The sequence below is a fragment of the Magnetospirillum sulfuroxidans genome (genome assembly GCF_018224925.1).
In the GTDB taxonomy this organism is placed as follows: Bacteria; Pseudomonadota; Alphaproteobacteria; order Rhodospirillales; family Magnetospirillaceae; genus Magnetospirillum; species Magnetospirillum sulfuroxidans.
The window spans coordinates 1-19,188 of sequence record NZ_JAGTUF010000030.1 but is presented as its reverse complement, the minus strand read 5'-3'; the positions used below and the strand labels follow the sequence as shown (position 1 = coordinate 19,188).

General features: G+C 58.4%; 18 protein-coding genes. All 18 read right to left on the bottom strand.

Annotation, left to right across the window (positions count from 1 at the left end; genetic code table 11):
- Positions 1-19: 19 nt before the first annotated feature.
- The 18 genes from KEC16_RS18595 to KEC16_RS18510 all read right to left on the bottom strand — a co-directional run bounded on the left by KEC16_RS18595 (position 20) and on the right by KEC16_RS18510 (position 19,038).
- The gene (locus KEC16_RS18595) at positions 20-670 is read right to left on the bottom strand and encodes a TylF/MycF/NovP-related O-methyltransferase (protein ID WP_211551747.1); all 651 of its coding nucleotides are present in this window, start codon (positions 668-670) and stop codon (positions 20-22) included.
- Positions 671-675: 5 nt separating this feature from the next.
- A complete protein-coding gene (locus tag KEC16_RS18590) occupies positions 676-2,478 on the bottom strand; it encodes a carbamoyltransferase C-terminal domain-containing protein (RefSeq protein WP_211551745.1) in 1,803 nt (600 codons plus the stop codon).
- A 148-nt stretch (positions 2,479-2,626) separates the two neighbouring features.
- Entirely contained in the window at positions 2,627-3,454 is an 828-nt protein-coding gene (locus KEC16_RS18585) for an SDR family oxidoreductase (RefSeq protein ID WP_211551743.1), read from the bottom strand.
- Positions 3,447-4,172: an acylneuraminate cytidylyltransferase family protein gene (locus KEC16_RS18580; protein ID WP_211551741.1), complete on the bottom strand. Its 726-nt coding sequence runs from the start codon at positions 4,170-4,172 to the stop codon at positions 3,447-3,449. The genes KEC16_RS18585 and KEC16_RS18580 overlap by 8 nt, the downstream gene beginning before the upstream one ends.
- Positions 4,157-5,074, bottom strand: coding sequence for a Gfo/Idh/MocA family protein (locus tag KEC16_RS18575; protein ID WP_211551739.1), 918 nt, complete (start codon positions 5,072-5,074; stop codon positions 4,157-4,159). The genes KEC16_RS18580 and KEC16_RS18575 overlap by 16 nt, the downstream gene beginning before the upstream one ends.
- On the bottom strand, positions 5,071-6,114 hold the full coding sequence (locus KEC16_RS18570) for a nucleotidyltransferase family protein (protein WP_211551737.1): 1,044 nt from the start codon (positions 6,112-6,114) through the stop codon (positions 5,071-5,073). Before KEC16_RS18570 ends, KEC16_RS18575 begins: the two co-directional genes overlap by 4 nt.
- Positions 6,111-6,764, bottom strand: a complete 654-nt coding sequence (locus tag KEC16_RS18565) for an acetyltransferase (protein WP_346344137.1) — start codon at positions 6,762-6,764, stop codon at positions 6,111-6,113. The genes KEC16_RS18570 and KEC16_RS18565 overlap by 4 nt, the downstream gene beginning before the upstream one ends.
- Complete coding sequence (gene neuB / locus KEC16_RS18560; protein ID WP_283091941.1) at positions 6,761-7,834, bottom strand: N-acetylneuraminate synthase; 1,074 nt, start codon at positions 7,832-7,834, stop codon at positions 6,761-6,763. The genes KEC16_RS18565 and neuB overlap by 4 nt, the downstream gene beginning before the upstream one ends.
- Positions 7,834-8,502: a PIG-L deacetylase family protein gene (locus KEC16_RS18555; protein ID WP_211551733.1), complete on the bottom strand. Its 669-nt coding sequence runs from the start codon at positions 8,500-8,502 to the stop codon at positions 7,834-7,836. The genes neuB and KEC16_RS18555 overlap by 1 nt, the downstream gene beginning before the upstream one ends.
- Positions 8,499-9,377: a methionyl-tRNA formyltransferase gene (locus KEC16_RS18550; protein WP_211551731.1), complete on the bottom strand. Its 879-nt coding sequence runs from the start codon at positions 9,375-9,377 to the stop codon at positions 8,499-8,501. Before KEC16_RS18550 ends, KEC16_RS18555 begins: the two co-directional genes overlap by 4 nt.
- Before the next feature lie 2 nt (positions 9,378-9,379).
- Positions 9,380-10,543: a UDP-N-acetylglucosamine 2-epimerase gene (gene neuC, locus KEC16_RS18545; protein ID WP_211551729.1), complete on the bottom strand. Its 1,164-nt coding sequence runs from the start codon at positions 10,541-10,543 to the stop codon at positions 9,380-9,382.
- Positions 10,540-11,715, bottom strand: coding sequence for a LegC family aminotransferase (locus tag KEC16_RS18540; protein WP_249209321.1), 1,176 nt, complete (start codon positions 11,713-11,715; stop codon positions 10,540-10,542). Before KEC16_RS18540 ends, neuC begins: the two co-directional genes overlap by 4 nt.
- Positions 11,712-12,848, bottom strand: a complete 1,137-nt coding sequence (locus KEC16_RS18535; protein ID WP_346344136.1) for an NAD-dependent epimerase/dehydratase family protein — start codon at positions 12,846-12,848, stop codon at positions 11,712-11,714. Before KEC16_RS18535 ends, KEC16_RS18540 begins: the two co-directional genes overlap by 4 nt.
- Before the next feature lie 25 nt (positions 12,849-12,873).
- Positions 12,874-15,207 (bottom strand): PEP-utilizing enzyme, encoded by a 2,334-nt coding sequence (locus KEC16_RS18530; RefSeq protein ID WP_249209324.1) that lies wholly within the window; start codon positions 15,205-15,207, stop codon positions 12,874-12,876.
- Positions 15,200-15,946 (bottom strand): hypothetical protein, encoded by a 747-nt coding sequence (locus KEC16_RS18525; RefSeq protein ID WP_211551726.1) that lies wholly within the window; start codon positions 15,944-15,946, stop codon positions 15,200-15,202. The genes KEC16_RS18530 and KEC16_RS18525 overlap by 8 nt, the downstream gene beginning before the upstream one ends.
- Positions 15,947-15,972: 26 nt before the next feature.
- Positions 15,973-17,109 (bottom strand): DegT/DnrJ/EryC1/StrS family aminotransferase, encoded by a 1,137-nt coding sequence (locus KEC16_RS18520; protein ID WP_211551724.1) that lies wholly within the window; start codon positions 17,107-17,109, stop codon positions 15,973-15,975.
- The gene (locus tag KEC16_RS18515; RefSeq protein ID WP_211551722.1) at positions 17,106-18,077 is read right to left on the bottom strand and encodes an NAD-dependent epimerase/dehydratase family protein; all 972 of its coding nucleotides are present in this window, start codon (positions 18,075-18,077) and stop codon (positions 17,106-17,108) included. Before KEC16_RS18515 ends, KEC16_RS18520 begins: the two co-directional genes overlap by 4 nt.
- Before the next feature lies 1 nt (position 18,078).
- Entirely contained in the window at positions 18,079-19,038 is a 960-nt protein-coding gene (locus tag KEC16_RS18510) for a Gfo/Idh/MocA family protein (RefSeq protein WP_211551720.1), read from the bottom strand.
- Between the last annotated feature and the right edge of the window lie 150 nt (positions 19,039-19,188).

Sequence of the window (19,188 nt, the reverse complement as noted above, 5' to 3'; positions counted from 1 at the left end):
CTAGAGGCTTCAGGTGGCCTCAGGCTTCCTTAACGAGATAGCAGGGCGATGCCGAGACCGACATCTTGCGAACCTGTTCCGGACGATTGTTTTCAGCCAGGAATTCGTTCACGGCCTGCCGTGCACCCGGGAATCCTTCGTAATCGTCAAGAATAAGGATGCCGCCACGGACAAGGCGCGGGAAGATGGACTCAAGCGCAGCCTTGGTCGGCTTGTAAAGGTCAACGTCGATATTGGCGATGGCGACGCTCACGGCGCCGTTTTCCTCAAAGAAATCAGGCAGCGTCGTGGTGATGTCGCCCGCCACCAGCATCACGTTCTGCTGCAGGTTTTGTTCAGCCAGCATGTCCATCAAAGCCTCGCGGCCGATGCTGAATTCACCGGCCGTTTCGATGAAGTTCTTTCGCTTGGCTTCATCGGCCGGATTATCCGCATCGGGAAAGGCGCCGAAGGTGTCGAAGCCAAGGAAACGGCGGGTGTGGTCGGGGTGGAACAGACGCGCCAGCTTGCGGAAGCGGCAAAAGGACGCGCCCTTGAAAACACCGACTTCAAGGAAAGCTCCCGGCAGGCCAAGCGACATTTCATACAGCTTTGCATGGGCCAGAAACTTACCGACGCGGCTGGGATCGCACCATTGGAAGAACCGTGTCTCTTCGGCGAAGGTATCCATTGTCGTTATGCCTTTCGCCGCTGAACCAAGGTGTCGCCGAGCACGACACCGTCAAGGTCGGAGTTCTCAAGGGTGAAATAGGCTTCCTTGGGACCAAGCACGATCGGGTGGCCGTGCAGGTTGAAGCTGGTGTTAAGCACCGCGCCAACGCCGGTGATCTTCTCGAACGCGCTGATGAGGGCGTGGTAGCCCGGATTACGGCGCTGCTCGAGCAATTGAGGGCGTCCGGTGAAGTCGGCGGGATGCAACGCCGCCACCAAATCGCGCCGGCCCATTTCGGTGCTGTCGAACGCCATGGCCATGTAGGGGCTGCGCAGTCCCTTGGGATTGAGCAGATAATCGCCGGCCCGTTCCGCCAACACGCTGGGGGTGAAGGGCATCCAGAAGTCACGGAACTTGATAGCGGTGTTGATCTTGCGCACCGTGTCGTGGCGCCGGGGATCGGCCAGAATGGAGCGGTTGCCGAGCGCCCGCATGCCGAATTCCATCCGGCCCGAACAACGCGCCAAGATATCGCCGTCGGCCAGCAGCGCGGCGACGCGGTCCGGCGAGGCGTTCTCGACGATATCGTATTTCTCGCCTGCGCGGACTTCAGCCAAATAGGCCTTACCCTCTTCGTCCGAGAATTCGGTGCCGAGATAGATATTGTCGAGCGGCGCGATCTTGCCCACGTCGCCGCCGCAAGCCAACTGGTTCTGCCAATAGGCCCAGTAACAGGCGCCGATGGAGATGGAGGTATCGCCGGCAGCCGGCGATACGAAGAAGTCTTCGACCGCATCCAGTTGGGCCATGGCGCGGCACGCCTTGATGTTCTGCGCCACGCCACCCGAGAAGACGACCCGGTTCAAGCCGGTTTCACGGATACAGTTGCCGAGCCATTCGCACAGCACGTCCTCGGTATAGGCCTGCAACGCGCCGGCGATGCCGTCGAACCGGTGACCGGACAAGGCTTCCTGATAATGGAAGAACATATCCGAGGGCTTGTTGCCCAGGCGCAGTTTGATACCGTCGATCTTCTGCAGACCGTCGAAGACCTTGTAGCTCTTCGCCTGCTCATACTCGTTGGCATAGGGCGCCAGGCCCATGACCTTATATTCGTGGTGAACCGGCTTCAACCCGAGCAAAAGGGTGATGTAGCGGTACAGCCGCGCCAGATAGTTCTCGGTGGTCGTGTCGAGGAAGGTCAGGCCCTTCTCGGAAATCCGCGCCACCGTTGCATTGCTGTGGTCACCCATGCTTTCGCACGTCAGCGACAGCACTTCGCCGCGCAGCGGGCTGGCGAAGTAGGCATAGGCGATGTGGCAGCTTTCATGCGTGATCGCATGAACCTTGGCACGATCGGCGCCCAACAAATCGGCGATGTTATCAAGCCGGATGCGGGCTGCTTGATCGCGCTGCTCGGGCGTCAGGTAATAACTGAGATAGTCGTCGAGCTGATAGCCGTTGTCGAAGGTGAAGTCCTTGCGATCCTTGAACAGCGACCAATAATCGACGGACTTGTCTTCGTAGCGCAACGGCTTCCAAAAGGCGTGCTGCTCGTAGATATAGTCATCGACCGAGAAATTGGCCTCGCGCTTCAGCTTCATCACCAGCGGATTAGGGCGCTCGGTGGAAACGGCAACGTGGTCCACATCCTTGATGGATATGCCCGCTTGGCGCAACACGGCCTGGATGGCGAGACGGGGAAAGCCGCAATCCACCTTGAGGCCGCTATAGCGTTCCTCTTGGGCTGCAGCGACGATCACACCATTGACGAGGACGGCGGCGGAAGAATCATGACCGTCGTGAATGCCGAGAACAATTTCCATCAATCGCCACCTTGGCCTTCTTTGGGTTGCGAAAAGCTATCATTTCGGCCAACGCCCGTCGACCGCCGCGACACAACGCGGGGTCTACCATAACGCGGACCTTGGGGCGGCACGCCCCGATGGCTGGGAGAGGTGGCAGGCACAGATGCTACCAAGCCGTCCAGCCGCCATCGACCACCATCGTCTGGCCGGTCATGTAGCTGGACGCGTCCGAGGCCAAGTAGACCACGGCACCGACCATTTCACTGCGGTTGGCCATGCGCCCAAGCGGCACACGCGCACCGTAATTGCGCTGGAAGGTCTCGTTCTGACCGCTCTCGACGCCACCCGGCACCAGCGTGTTCACCCGGATACCCTTATCCGCCCAATAGGTTGCGAGATGGCGGGTCAGGCCCAGCACCGCCGCCTTGGACGCCGAATAGGCGGCTGGGGTGGTGATTTGATAGCCCATGTATTCCGAGCCGTCATAGATGCGGAAATCCGGACCAACGACGCCGTAGGTGGACGCGGTCTGGATCATACTGCCGCCGCGCCCCTGCGCCACCATCAGCTTGCCCACCGCCTGGGCGACCAGGAACATGCCGTCAAGATTGACGCTCATGATGTCGCGCCACACTTGGAAATCGAATTCCTCCAGCGGCTTGAAAAAGTCGCCTGGATTTTTGCTCTTGCTGGCGGCGTTGTTGTGCAGCACGTCGATGCCGCCCAGCCGGTCGACGATCTGCGCCACCATGTCACGCACTGAATCCGGCGAGGCAACGTCGCCGCTGACCCCAATAGCCCGCACACCGCAGGTTTTTTCCAAATCCTGCGCCAACCGCTCAGCCGCTTCGGCGTTCACGTCAAGCACTGCCACCTCGGCGCCATGGGCAGCCAGACCACGGCAAACCTCGGTCCCAATGACACCGGCGCCGCCGGTAACCACCGCGACTTTGCCGGAAAGGTCAAAAAGGTCAGCGTATTTTTTGTCAGCCATGGGGATCTTCTTTAGTGGACATCATGAATTCGACGAAGCGGAAATCCAGTTCCGTATCAATATCGATCGACCGCTCTTCCGGCATCTGGAATAACAGCGTGTCCTCGCCAAGGACGACGTTGTGGTCCGAAAAAAGAGCCCGGCGGCACCACGCGAATACCGACGCATTTAGATCGAAGCACTTCGGCGCATCCTGACGGCGCACGATCGGACTTTCGAGTGGCTTACTTAGTCGAACACGTCCACGAGCGTCAAGCTCAACGAGGTTAAAATAGGGCGATCGGCGCGACGGCATTGCCGACACCACATTGGCACAACCGCTTTGCTCAAGCAAAGCAATGGCGCCACGGATATCGTCAAGATTGCGCAGCGGGGCGGTACAGTCGAGATCGACGATGGTGTCGAATTGCCACCCGGTCTCTTGTTCGACGGTCATGGCGCAATGGCGGATTGCCGGCACCTTGGCCGCATTGTCCGAGGCCATCTCATCGGGCCGCTTGACCACATGGCTGGCGCCATGTGCGCGGCCGGCGTCAAGGATGGCGTCGCTGTCGGAACTGACGGCAATGGCGTCGAACATGCCGCTGGCCGCCGCCTGCGCCAATGTGTGTGCGATCAGCGGCTTGCCCGCCAACTCGCGCAGATTCTTCCCCTTGACCCCCTTGCTGCCACCACGGGCGCAAACAACCGCAAGCCTTCTGGTCATCGTTTCACCCATTCCTGATGTGTGGCCGCTCGTTCGGCTGCGTCGATAACCCGCATCACCTCTTCTCCTTCGTCGAGGGAGCAAAGCATATCGTGGAGCCCATCGAGAACGGCGCGATGCTGCGCGATATAAGTATCGTCGCGACCGGGGTGCACGCGGAGGAGAATATCGTCACGGAACTCCAAGGTGCCATTTATCAGATCGGCCCGCAAGGTGCCTTCGTTGGTAAGGGCGGTAATCAATCGACGTGGCGCGCTATCGACATAATCAAGCGTGACCGTCGCTACCGGAAAGTGTGGGGTTTGTAGCAAGAGCGAGAACACATCGTCGCTATCGATCTGCAAATTAGACAGGTGGCCGCCTGCGGCGGTTAGTGCCGTCCAGCCTCCGCTCATCCAAAGCGTATAGTCCAGTTCATGTGACAGGTCGCGTAGCACGCCTCCTCCTAGGGCCTTCAGGGCTGAATAACCCTTGCGGTAGTCAGAAAGGGGTCGCCAATCCGGCAGGTAGGAGCCGCAAGTCACATGCAGGGTGAATGAATGAAGACTGCTGAGCCGCTGGTGGAAGGCCTGCAACAAGGGGTGAAAGCGCAAATTATAGGCGACGAACCCATGAGAAAACTGGTGAGGTGGTAAAGACTGGGCATGAGCGGTCAATGGCTTTTCTACTAGGACCATGCCATTGAAACCCTGTTCCGCGAGAATGCAGATGTCGTTGGCGTGTTCGCCGGTACTGCTAGCGATGACCACGTAATCCGGTTGCCAATGGGATAGTGCTGTGGCCAGATCACAGTAGAGATGGGGAAAGTCGATCGGACGCCGGCAGACTACGGCAACCTCGCAGTCCAATTCTCCCAGCAGACGGGCATGGCGTTGGCCGATGGAGCCGTAGCCGACAACCAGGGCGCGCGTCACGGAAAAACCGTATCAAATTCACGATTGGCCTGATGATAATCATCAGGTAGTCCGATATCCATCCAGTATTCGCGGATGGGGAAGACTGCTGATGGAAGGCTCCTGCTGATCAACCGATCGAACAAGCGTGGCATATCAAGAAATTCGTCTTTGTCCACTAAAAACAAGACTTCGGGGCTGAGCACATAGATGCCGGCATTGACGAAAAAGCGGTGGATTGGCTTTTCCTCGATGCTTTTGATCCGGTGACCGTCGATATGGACCACACCATATGGAACCTGGAAGTCGTATTCACGCACACACATGGTGGCCATCGAGCCGTGTTCGGCGTGATAATCGAGCAGATGCAGCAGGTCAATCTTGGTTAGAAGATCGCCATTCATGATGATGATTGGCTCTGTCGGCACCTCAGGCAACAAGGACAGGGCACCAGCGGTTCCCATTTCCCTGGTTTCCTCAAGGTAGCGGATTTCGGCATTCCATTGCCGACCATCGCCGAAATGGTCCTTAACCATTTCGGCTTTATAATTAACCGAAATCAGAAACTGATTGAAGCCCTGCTCAGCGATATGAATCAGGATGGTTTCGAGCAGGGGGCGCGAACCCACTTGTAGCATGGGCTTCGGCGTGCTTTCGGTTAGTGGTCGCAGGCGTTTTCCTAGGCCGCCGGCCATCAGCACCACGAGATTGGAGCGAATTTGGGGGCTGACCGTGGTGACCACGCCTTCTAGTCCGACCACGCAGCCATGAGAGTCGATGACTGGGACAAAACGGTATTTTCCGGCGGCTGGCATGGCGCGGATCTCCGCGCGCGAAAGTGTTGCGCTAGCGGTGAAGGGAGTGGCGTTCATCACCTGATCGACTGGATCATGCAACGATATCGAGCGCAGGATACCTCGGCGGATATCGCCATCAGTCACCGTACCGAGCAACCGGCGATCAGCATCAACCACCAGCCCGATGCGTGCCGTGTCGATGACCTTGAGCGCTTCACGAATGGCGATGCCCTCGGGTATCAGGGCGCTTTCCCAGTTTTTCACGATCCCATCTCCTTCGCGGGCACGCCAACGACCCGTCCACCTGCGGATACTGGCCTGACAACCACAGCCCCAGCGGCCACCAGGGCGCCTTCGCCGATAACCATGTTCTGGATGATCACGGCTCCTGCCCCCACATGGGCGTCCAGGTCCACCCGCACGCCTCCGCACAGCACAGCTCCCGGAGCCACGTGGCAATGGTCGCCGATCACACAATCATGGTCGATGCGAGCACCAGTATTAACGATCGCATTCCGGCCCAGCAAAACTCCAGGCTGCAATACCGCCCCGGCCATCACTTGCCCTCCCTCGGCTATCATTGCCTCGCGACCGATGACCGCCGAAGGATGGATGATGGTGGCGAAGCGATACTGCGCCGCTTTCATGCGCTCGAACAGATGTCGCCTGTGTCTCTGTCCGGTCGAACCAATTCCATTGGCCAGAAGGATGTCTTGGGGTCGCCAACGCTGAAGTTCTTGGTCCCCGCCAACCACGGGCACACCTAACAGCGTGGTTCCATGTCGTCCCGTATCAGAATCGACAACAGCGATGACCTCGATCCCCGCTTCCAGCAGGACTTCAAGGATCACCTTACCGTGACCACCGGCTCCGATGACTACGGTCGGCAACGGGACTGACATTGCCGGCTTCACGGCTCGATCCCCTCATCTTCGGCATAGGCACGGGCCGAGATCTTGCCGAGCACATCCCAATAGAGCATAGGCGAGGTTCCGGTTCCCGGTCGTTTAGCCGTTACATTATCGGCAGTCAAAACCTCGCCGGTGGCAATAGCGCGGCGTGCCACCAAGCTTTTGCGCACCACGCGGGCATTTTCCCATTCAGCCCCTATCGGTCGCTTGTGGCCATCGCCCAGTGCGACCTCGACGGCTCGTACAGCTTTGACTAGATCACTCAGCTCAGCCGGGTCAAGGGAGGCCCGGTGGTCGGGGCCGTCCATGTCACGATCGAGGGTGAAATGTTTTTCGATCACGGTGGCACCTCTGGCGACGGCAGCGACGCTGATGGCCACTCCAGGTGTATGGTCGGACAATCCAACCGGCATGCCGAAAGCAGCAGCCAAGGTGTCCATGGCGCGCAAATTCACATCGCCGTAGGGCGTGGGATACTGGCTGGTGCAATGAAGTAGGATGACGTGCCGGGCCAAAAGAGAGCGAACACCCGGCTGGTCCAGGGCTTGGGCCAAGTCAGCACGACAGGATGGGGTGTCGGAACGGGTCAAGCCCCAGGCTAGAACCGCCAGTGCCTCCTCGATTTCACCGAGCACACTCATGCCGGTGGACAGAATGATCCGCTGACCAGCACGGGCCGCCGCCAAAAGAAAAGGGGCGTTGGTGATCTCCCCAGATGGCAGCTTGAGAACGTCTAACCCCAATTCATCGGTCAAGAAATGCAGGCTGGGAAGGTCGAAGGGAGTCGACAAAAACTGAATGCCAAGCGCAGAACAATGCGCCTTCAACTCACCAAATGCCGGAAACGGTAGTTCCAGGCGGCGCAGCATCGTCTGCTGGCTTTCACTGGCATTGGTTGTTTCCAGCTGATAGCCGCATTTTCCGGCATCAGCGGCGGCGATTTCTCCAGCGACGAAAGTCTGGAATTTGACCGCATCGGCACCGCAAGCAGCAGCTACCTCGACCAACCGGTGTGCTAGCCGCACATCACCATTATGGTTGACCCCGGCTTCGGCGATGATGAATGCGGGCATCAACGGATTTCCTTGAGCAACATGAAGGCCTCCGCTGCCGCCACTCCAGCTTGTGCTCCCCGGCACATGGCCAAGGCGCGTATCGCTTCAGCGCTGCGGGGGAAGGGAAACACCCCCATTTCACTGGCAAAATGTGAAAGCAGCGCGATCTTACGACTAAGATACGGTGTTATGTCCACGAAAACATTGGGCTGAAAGGGCAACCGGTCGGGTTGAACCGCGAAGTCGGTTTCTGATTGGATTTCACATACCAGTAGCCGCCGGACATAGGGAGAACGGAATGTTTTAGTGGCGGCGGCGACTGCTTGGAAAACCAGACGGTGATCGGAGTGCACATCGCCAGAATGAGGCGTGTAAACCGTGTCGGGGCGTATGGTCTCGATAACCTGGGCCACAGTCGCAACGAGATCACTCAAAGGCAAGGTGTCGAGGCGAGCGGTAGGCAGGCCAAGCTGCGTCACTGATGCGAAACTGTAATCTGCTGCCATATTGTCGATGGCGGTCGCCCGTTCCGCCATTCTCTGCGCCGACCATCCGAATTCGGGCGACACGGCGGTAACGATCAGCCAGTGAATTTGGTCACCTTCCGCACGATGGCGCAGCAAGGTTCCGCCATAGCCAAGTGTCTCATCGTCAGGATGGGGGGCGACCGCCAGGACCACACTCACAAACATTCTCCAAGATGGGGAAGGGTGGGAAATTCGTGCTCAACCAAGCGCACGGCGCCATCGCCGCACTTGACCACAATATCTCCGTGGACAACTTCAATTACCCGACCAGGTTCGAGATCAGAGGCAGCAGCAGCCGGTTCGGCATGCCACACTTTGACATCCTGTCCATGCCAGATGCAATGTGCGCCTACGTAGGGCCGGTTCAGCGCACGGACCAGATTACGGATGCCGGCAACGGGCATGCGCCAGTCGATTTGGCCATCGGCGCGGCTACGTTTGCGCCAATATGTGGCTCTGGCATGATCCTGGGGCCGGCGGTCCAATCGTCCAGATATTAGACCAAGGATGATATCGTCAAGTTGATCTTCGGCCGCGTCGGTGATCTTGCGGTATAGCGAAGCGGCGTCATCTTGCTCGGTGATGGAAATCCGGCGCTGACTGATGATATCGCCTGAATCGGCACCGTCATCCATGAGAAAGAAAGTGGAACCCGTCTCGTCCAGGCCAAGCGCCAGCGCCCAGATCAAAGGATGACGGCCACGGTTACGCGGTAGTTGTGCCGGGTGATAGCCAATGACTCCGAATCGAGGCAGGGCCAATAATTCAGGTTTGAGTAGAAAAGACCAGCCCAAGCAGAATATCACATCCGGGTTCCAGGTGCGCACGGCATCGGTGATAGCGTTCTGATCGTTGCCTTCAACGAACAGGCACGGAATACCGCGCGGTTCCGTCAATTCGGCCAAGGAGCGGAAATCAGCGTTGAAAGACGACGCGCGGCGGGTCACCACTCCCACCACTTCGACCCCACGGGCCAATAGACGGGTCAACATGTCGTGGCTGAAATCAACACATCCGATGAAGGCGGCCTTCATTGTCACACCGGGATATCGTGAAAGCGTTTCATCAAGATACCATCAAGATCAAAGTCGCGCAGCACCTGGGCAATACGGGCTGAGGCTCCCGGTTCTCCGAATGGGTATGGGGCGACCGCTGCTAAATCTCGAAAAGCGGGATCAAGAGCGCATTGAATGGCGTCAGCAATAGCCTCGTGGTTGTCGCCACAATCAATTACCGATTGTGCCCGCACTCGACCACGCTGTCGCGGCCCGATGTTCACGGTGGGAATTTTGACAGCGGGAGCTTCCAGCAGGCCGCTGGATGAATTACCGATAACCGCGTCGCACCAACGCAAGGCGCCGTAATAGCGCCGCTGGCCCAAGGTCTCAACCATGGTCAATCCCTCACTCCGGTGGTCCCTCCAACGGGCAAAGGCATCATTCACAGCATCGCATCCAGGGTCAGCGTTGACGCCGGTGACTACTAGATGGTGCTGCGGGAAGCGGGCAAGCGCGATTGCTAGGTGATCAACCGCACGACCGGGATCGTCTCCGCTCAGTGTCACCGGATGATAGGTAATCAGAAAGAATGGCCGCCCGGGAGCGATGCCCAAATCCGCCTCAACCTCTGCGCGACTCATTACGGGGGTCGCCGCCAGACAATCAATGCCGATGGAGCCGAAATTGAATACCCGCTCCGGCGTCTCTCCCAGTTGGATGACGCGACGGCGATAGTCTTCTGCAGCGGTGAAATGCAGATGCGCTATTTTGGTGACAGCGTGCCGGATAGCTTCGTCGATCAGGCCTTCGGTGGCTTCCCCGCCGTGGATATGGGCAATCGGGACTCGGCACAGCATGGCGGCCACGGCAGCAGCCAATATCTCGTAACGGTCTCCTAAAAGCACAACCATATCGGGGTGGAGATCGTCCAGGGCTTGCGCCATTCCGGCAATCCCTTGTCCCATGGCACAGGCCACAGCCGTACCGCTGTCCCCACCGAGATCCAGGGGGATGCGGGCGTCAATGGAGAATCCGTCCTGTGCGATGGTTCGCCAAGTTTCGCCAAAACGTGGGGACAAATGTGCGCCGGTCACCAGGACTTGCAGGGTAATCGCCGGATCATTCGCAAGCAGGCGCATCAGCAGTTGCAGTAGACCGTATTCTGCTCTTGTGCCGGTGACAACGCAGATACGCCGTGTCATCCGTGCGATTCTCCGAGAGTCACGCTGGACGGAATATTGATCAGACGGTCATAGAGAGACTCTGCTACCTTCAAATCACCGTGTGGCGCCAGCGCGTAGGGAGCAAGCCGATGCATGAGTTGCCATGCTGGTCGCGTCATTAGTCCCGCATCATTGGTCGCGGTCAAAATGGCGTCGCGAGCGCTACGATCAGGGTGGTCGAGTAAGATGACATTGAGCCAGTAATTACTGCAGCATCCGCTTGGTTCGGTGAAGAAACTGACGTTCGCCACGTCCCGGAATGCTTCGGCATAGCGCTGGGCTAAGGTGCGCTTTGCAGCAACGTAATTGGGCAATTGCTCGAGTTGCGCGCAGCCCAAAGCAGCGTTCAGGTTCGGCAGACGATAATTGTAGCCGACACGGTCATGCTCGAACTCCCAGCGATGAGGCAGTTTTGCCGTCGTGGTGAGGTGTTTGGCTTGGCGGGCGAGATAAGGATCGTTGGTCAATACAGCACCGCCGCCGCCGGTCGTGACGATCTTATTGCCATTGAATGAAACCGCCGACAGCACACCCCAATGGCCGGTATGACGTCCCTGATAGAACGACCCTAACGATTCGGCGGCATCCTCGATAAGTGGCAGATGCCAGCGTGCGCACAATGCGGCCAAGCGGTCGAGTTCCACCGCATGGCCGTAAGTATGCATGCAAACTACCGCACCGATGCGGCGCCTCGTGAGCCGATTTTGGCACACACCATCGACGATCTCCGCCGTTTCATTTAGCCGCGTTTCCAGCGCATCAGGGCACAGGCCTAGCGTCGTTGGGGAAACATCAACGAAATGCGGCAGGCCGCCGCAATAGGCGATCGCCGCACAGGTGGCGGCAAAGGTTAGAGGTTGGCAGATAACTTCGTCATTTTGACGGATTCCGGCCAGCATGAGGCAGACATGCAGCGCGGCAGTACCGTTGACTACGGCACTTGCATGGCTGATACCGGTGTAATCCACTAACATCGTTTCGAAACGATCGACAAATTTACCGGCGGTAGAGACCCAGCCGGTGTCGATACATTCTTTGACGTATTCCCATTCATGACCGCGAAACAGCGGTTCGTGTAGCGCTGCCATCGGTCCTGCCACCGAGGCGATGGCGGCGACCACGTGAGCAGGTTCGGGGGCGAATGGGGTCAAACCTTTGGCTCCCAATTACCGAAGAAGCTGGTCGGCTGGGCGATATCGTGGAACATTCCTTGGTTGATGGCGTTGATAAGTTCCCGGATGCCATCGGCGACGGTGTAGCGTGGCGTAAAGAAAAGATGTTCGCGGACCTTGGAAAAATTGACTCGGTAATTGCGCGGGTCCGAACCATGCTCCTGATAGCGCACTCGGGCTTCTGGCAATTGTTCCAAGATGGAATCGACGATCATCTGCTTGGTATTGTTGTTTGTCTCGCCACCGGCATTGAATACTTCAAAAGCTACCCGTTTCACTGGCGCTTCGATTGACCGACGGATCAGTTCCGAAAAGTCGCGCACGTGGCAATAGGGACGCCATGTGTGGGCATCAAACACCAGCAGATCCTCACCCAGAGCCATGGCGCGAGTAAACTCGCTGATAGTAAGGTCAAAGCGCATGCGGGGGCTCAATCCGAAGGCGGTGGCAAACCGCAGGATCACCGGGGTGTAATCGACCTGTCCCTTGAGGGCCAACAGCTTATTTTCGACCGCCACTTTGGACTGGGCGTATAGCGAAAGCGGCTTGAGCTCAAAATTCTCGTCGGCGAGTTGATCGCCTTCGATCAGTCCGTAATTGGAACAAGTAGAGATGAACACTACGCGGTTGAGACCTCGCCCGTCGAGCAAGCGGATCATGGTGTCATGGCCTTGGTCGTTGACCCGCGCGGCAGCGTCAGGGAAGTTCTTGGTCACCGGGTCTCCCACCAAGCCGGCCAGCAGTACCACATCGGTGACGCCGTCGAGCAGTTTGGAAAATTGCGTCGGCTCGGCCAGGTCGGTGTTGATGAATTCGTAGCCAGGTCGGTTCAGATGGGGAACAACCGAAAGGCCGTGGCCATAGACGAGCTTGTCGGCACAGCGCACCTGATAACCGGAATCCAGCAAATGGCTCGTCAGCACCGAGCCAATGTAGCCCGCGCCGCCGACGATGAGCACTTTGCGCCCATCAATCGCGCGTATGGATGCAACGTCGCTGGCAGCCCTCATACCTTCCTCGAATACTTCCGCCTGATAGTTTTCGGGCAGAGAGGCGTTGATCAGGAAAGCGGAGTTGGTGATGCTGTGCACCAGGGTCTTGGAGACGGTCACGGATATCCTCGCCAACAGGGTCAATTTAATTTAGTGATTTCAGTGTGCGGGCGGCACAATTAAGCTCCACCGCGCGGGAAACGGAAACCGAGTTGAATAGGCGTTCGCCACAACCGATGGCGGCGGGTAGCCCAAATTCGGCGCAGCGGATGGCCATGTGCGAATTTGCACCGCCGTTCTTGGTGATCAACCCGCTAATTCGGTGCGAGAATATCCAGTCGAAGCCAGGATCAGCGCTTTCGATCAGGACGACGCAGCCTTCTAAATCGGTGTTGATTGCGCCAGCAACGACGGCGGTGGGGGCGGTGACTGATTTGCTGGTGATGAAATTGGGGTGGCCGATGGGGAGGCGTACGACATCGACGTCATCGGCCTCGGTGATCAGCTGAGGCAAACGCACCGCTCGAGTCAATCGATAGCCTTCACGGCCTTTGGTAACTTGGCGGGCTACAGTTGTGCTGTCAGGGGCAGCCAGAATATCGCCGATGGTCAAGAAGGACGCGTCCTCACGGCTCAACCCCCTGGTCTCAGCCCAGACAGCCACTTCGACGAGCAGATCACTGACATAGCGGCTGAAATTGAATTTGGCCTCTTCGCGGGCGGCGATGGCGGATACCATATAGGCAAAAAGGCGGTCAGAGTCGCAAGCAAGGCCAGCTTCATCCAGTAGGGCCTGGGTGGCGGCATGTTCGCGAGCACTCAAGGTGAATTGGTGCAGTTCCTCTGGTGCCCGGCTTGCGTGGCCCAGGTAAAGCTCGGGCTGTTCGTCGTAACGGCGCGACAGTAAGTCATAAGTGCCTGGGCGGAGGTGACCGTAGCAGCTGAGAAAATCGGCTAGCTCTAATCGTCCCTCGGACAGGGCAAACATCGCGGACACCAACTCGCCGGCCACGGTATGAATACTGCGCAGAAAGAGGTCGGCCCGATCAGGGGTCAGCGCATCACGCGCCTCCAGGGAGCGAAGGAATGACATGGCGATAAAGCCGTGGCGCGCCAATATGGAGAAAGGCAAAGTACCATTATCGATGCACGACATGACCAACTGGCGCATGCGCTGGACACCCTTCCCTCCCTTGGGAACCGGTAGGCGGGTACGTTCGGTGAGTGCCGGGATTTCGGCCTCGCCGGCGGTCAGGGCGTGCGCAGTTAGTCGAGTCAATGCCCGGTCGAGTTGCCTGATGTCTGTGAGCGAAAACCCAGATAGCAAGATACCATCGGTGGCGGTGGCGAAAGAGAAGTCGCGGCAGGTGATGGCCACGTCGAATTCAACTTTGTCATGCAATTCGGGCCGTTGGCGCAGTGATCTTAATTGGTGATCAACCAAGCGGGTGGCCAGATCCTCGGGCAGGTCGGCGGGCAGAAAGGAATTGAGCGAACAACGGATGTCGATGTAGGGCCGACCGGCGAATGCGACCAGTAATGGTTTCTCCACCCGACGATAGCCCATATGAGCGCGAGCCTGCCACCAAGTTTGATCGGTGATCAAGGTACGGTAGAGTGACAGTGCCAGCGGCTTAGGGGCGCTGCCTATCATTTCGGCCGGATTCCAGTCGGTCATGTCACTAAACAAGGTGGTACTGCCAACCACGCCAGCTTCCGGAACCAACCGTTGAGTGATGGCGTCACGTAGAGTGCCGATACTGGAATCGACTATAGTGTCGTCGCCCTTGACCCAGGCATGGCGGGCGGCCAGGGGGCGAACTTGTAAGATATAGGTACGATCGTTGCGTGTAATGCAAAATTCGACATCCAGCGCTGCCGACCCGACTACCGCTTCGATCTCGATTACTGTTGAGATCAAGCGGCGTATGCGTGGGCTGTGGATAGCCTGAGGCCGGCTGCGGTGAACTAGGATGCACTTGCTTTCGGCACCGCCGGTCACGGTGTCGGTACGGCCGGAGAAATCGTCGTAATTGATTACGTAATAAGGGCTGCCAGTGTCCAAGTCGCGGGTCAGCACGACGCCGGCCAGGGCCACGTTCTCGACCATGGGCTGTACGAGAACCTGATTTTCGGCGGCGGGATGGTCACCGTAAGAGGCCAGAACGGCTTCCACCGCCTGACACAGGGGGACGTGATCGGGATCAACGTCGATGACACTATGATAGGCGCCAGCCATGGATTGATGCCAGCCATCCTCGTTGGAGGCACTGGATCGCACGGCCAGCCGTCCCTGAGAAAATCGGGAAAGAATGGCGTTCAGCACACAGCTGGGGTTTTCCCGCCATTCCTGTACTGAGAAGGCGATTTGCTCGCATACCTCGCCTTCGGTCAATAATCTCTTCAACTGAGCCAGTACGTCAGCCTTGCTGCCGAAAGCGAACTTCTCCGCTGCCTTACTCGATTTCGCTTCATGCATCACGGGATTGGACCTTAAGCGTGTCAATTGGCACTGAAGCCGATTGAATGCTATGCACGTTTTGGTTTGGAATCTCCGGCGGTGAATCTTTGGCCACCGGGCGCTGCTGGCGCAACGAGGACAGCATGGCGGGGGCCAGGATGCCATCATCATCAAGCATCAGGCGGAGCAAGGCGAAGGTATTGGGCGGATACCACATGGCGGTGACGACGATAGCGTCTGCTGGAACGTCGAGAGCCTGGTGGATCGGCAGATCCAGATAATGCGTCCGATCAGCCCGGGGATCGATCAGAGCCAATAATTTCATCCCTGTTTCTCGAGCACACAAGATGGCAACGTCAGTTAATTCGTTGAGCCTATAAAGGGCAAGGCGAAGCCATCCTCGCGTGGCACAATCGGCGAAAAGCGAACTGAATTGATCGCGGGCATCAGGAAACAGTGATAAGGATTGCGACAGGTCTTCTGATGTCAACCGGGCCTTCTTGGCAAAGTTTTTCTGCGTTAGATAATATGAAAGGCGTTTGGCACGGGTTTGGTTGATCTTGTCCCAGTCCTTAGTCGTGCGGCGCTTCATAGTGGCGTTAATAACTCCCACGGCGGCGCCAACATAGTTAGCGACAAGGCGTCGATGGGCACATGAACTTTCTGCCACCACTCTCAGCATCCCCAAAGTGACCACACTGCTTTGATAAAGGCGGACAGAATCGGTTCTCAGGTCAAATTGTGAATTCAAAAACATACCCTGGACTATAGTAGACAGGGGATTTAACGGTCAAGGTGTGTTCGGCGCGTGAACGGTCGGCTGATTGCCACGCTTAATTTGGTCACCACCTGCTCTAAAGCAGTCTCCGTCATGCTCGGCACCAGCGGCAAGGTCAGACTTTGCCGTTGTGCCCGCCAGGAATGGGGCAAATCCCCAGGCCGATGGCCAGAACGGGCAAAGGCCGGGTGGCCGTGCTGGGCATAGGTGCCTAGCGTGGTTTCCACTCCGCCGGCCCGTAAATCTGTGACCAAACAATCTCGGTCGATACCGTCATCAAGCAGAATGACGAAGGACTGGAAGGTGCCGATGCCGGGGATGTCGAATTGCGGCAACGACACGCCAGCCATACCGCTCAGTTTTTCCCGATACAGCGCCGCTGTGCGGCGACGGTCGTCTAAGATGGAGGCCAGCCGCTTCATCTGAGCGATGCCCAGCACCGCCTGCACTTCCGACAGGCGGTAATTATAGCCGTTCTCAACAAACTCCAGTCCGACCTTAGGGCCGGGACGACCACCATGACTGCGCAGCAAGCGTAAGCGCTCGGCCAAGGCATCGTCGTCGGTGGTCACCGCGCCGCCTTCGCCGGTGGTAATTAGTTTGCGCGGATGGAAGCTGAAACATCCCACTCCCGGTCCACCGCCGCAATGGATGCCGTCACGTTCGGCACCGATAGCGCAGGCGGCGTCTTCGACCACGAACAGGTTGTGTTCTTCAGCCAGAGCGGCGATGGCCTTGATGTCGGCGGGCATGCCGAAGGGATGGACCGGCATGATCGCCTTGGTCCGTTTCGTCAGCTTGCGTGCCGCATCGTCAATATCCAGGTCGAAAGCGCCGGGCCGGCAATCGACGAAGACGGGAACGGCGCCAGTCTGGATAATGGCGTTGGCGCTGGCCGGGAACGAAAAATCCGACACTAGAACCTCGTCACCGAGGCCAATTCCCTTGGCGGCCAGGGCTAGATGCAGGGCGGTGGTCGCCGACGTGGTGGCGATGGCGTGCTTGACGCCGACGGTCGCGGCGATTTGGGTTTCGAATTCCAGCACCTTACGACCGCAGGTCAATTGGCCCGATTCGATCACTGCCCGCAAATCGTCGGCCACTTCATCAAAGGTCAAATCAGGGCGGATGATCGGGATCACGATTGCTGTCCCCGGTACCAGGCGATGGTCTGTTTCAGCCCGTCTTCCAGGCCGGTCGGCGCCACCGGGCCGATCAGGGCGGTGGCGGCGGCGACGCCAGCACAATGGCGGCGCACGTCGGCGGCGCGGGGCGGTTGCCAGTCGATGCCGCCGTCATAGCCGATTTCGGCGCTGATGCCATCGATGATGGCCTTGATGCTGGTTTCGCGCCCCGAACCCAGGTTCAGCACCTGTCCTTTGATGTCATCGCGCAACGCCAGTTTTAGGGTCGATTCCACCGTGTCCCCCACATAGATGAAGTCGCGAGTCTGCAAGCCATCGCCTTGGATCATGGGCTGACCGCCTTCACGGATCTTGCGCAAGGTCAGCGGGATGATGGCGGCCAATTGGCCATCGTTTTGGCGCGGGCCATAATTGTTAAAGGGACGAATGAGGCTGATATCGGCGCCGAACATGTTGACGTAGGACACCAAGAGCAGATCGCCTGCGGCCTTACCGGCGGCATAAGACGTTTCCGCCAGCAAGGGATGGTTTTCGTCCATGGGTACGCTTTGGGCGCTGCCATAGACTTCTGAGGAGGAGAAGTGTACCAGTCGGCCATAGGCCCCCTGACGCTGCAGTTCCGCCAAAGAAATGGCGATGTCCAGATTGACCCGGCAGGCGCCAGCCGGATTGAAGAACGAATAGAGCAGCGCCTTGGTGGCGAGATTGAAGACCAGATCGGGCTTGACCTTGTCCATCACCGCCGCCATGGCGGTCAGCTCCCCGGCATCCTCACGCAGGACCGAAAGACGATCGCCATACAGGCTACGGGCATCGTCTAGGTTTTCTTCTTTCCCCAGAAAGAAGGTGTCGACCACTGCCACATGGGCAGCGCCTTCGGCCAGCAAAGCATCGACCAGATGGCTGCCGATGAACCCGGCGCCGCCGGTGACGACCATGCGCTTACCGCTGAAACGCCCTGTCATATCAAGCTCCCGCTTTCAGGGCGTCTTGGATGGCCCAGGCCAGCCGTAACGAGCGGAGCGCACTGGCGCCATCGGTCTTGGGCTGGCCGCCTTTCTTGACCACCTCGACGAAGTGGCTGATCTCGCGGACCAACGGCTCGGAATGACGGACATAGACACGGTCCATGGCCAAGTCCATGACATAGCCGCCGGCCGAACCGGTGGGAAGGTCCGAAGCGCGGCTTTGCCGGTAGATCATCATTTCCTGGCGCAGGTAATCGGCCTCGATGAAGCCGATATCGGCGGTAATGTGCAACTGGCGGATCTTGTTCTGGGTGATGCGGCTGGCGGTGAAGCTGGCCACCGTGCCGCTGGCATAGCGAACCAGGGCGGTGACGAAATCGTGACCAAATCCCTGGACATCAATGCCCTGGGCCTGGACGCTGACAATGTCGTCGCTGATCAGGCCGTTGGCGACGTCAAGGTCGTGGATCATCAGGTCCATAACCACATCGACATCGGTGATGCGTGAGGACACTGCGCTCATCCGCCGCGCGTCCAGGGCGAAGACCTTGTGGCCACCGGCGAGGAACTGGCCCAACTGATCGACGGCCGGATTGAAGCGCTCTATATGGCCAACCATCAGCACGGCACCACTTTTTTCGGCGGCACCGATGAGCGCTTGGCACTGCTCTTCACTCACCGCCAAAGGCTTTTCCACCAAGCAGTGAATGCCATTGGCCAACAGTAAGGTGCCGATCTCGCCATGGGTCACCGACGGGCTGGCGATGGTGACGGCATCGACCTTACCGATCAGATCCTCGACCCGATCGAACACCTGACAGCCGTATTGCTTGGCCAGGGCTTCGGCGCGATTGCGGTCGGGATCGACCAAGCCAACCAGTTCCGGCCCTTGCAACTGGCTGTAAACCCGCAAATGGTTTGACCCCATGTTGCCGGTACCGACCACGGCGACGCGCATCACTAAATCCTCCGAAGTAAGATGGGACTTTGTTCCATGCGGGCAGCATCCGGGTCAAGGATGATGGTGATCGGCCAGCAGTTCTCAGTATGGCGCGTCAGGCGAGGGTTTGGGGTTGCAGGGGGGCGCTACGGGATGTTGTGTGGTCAG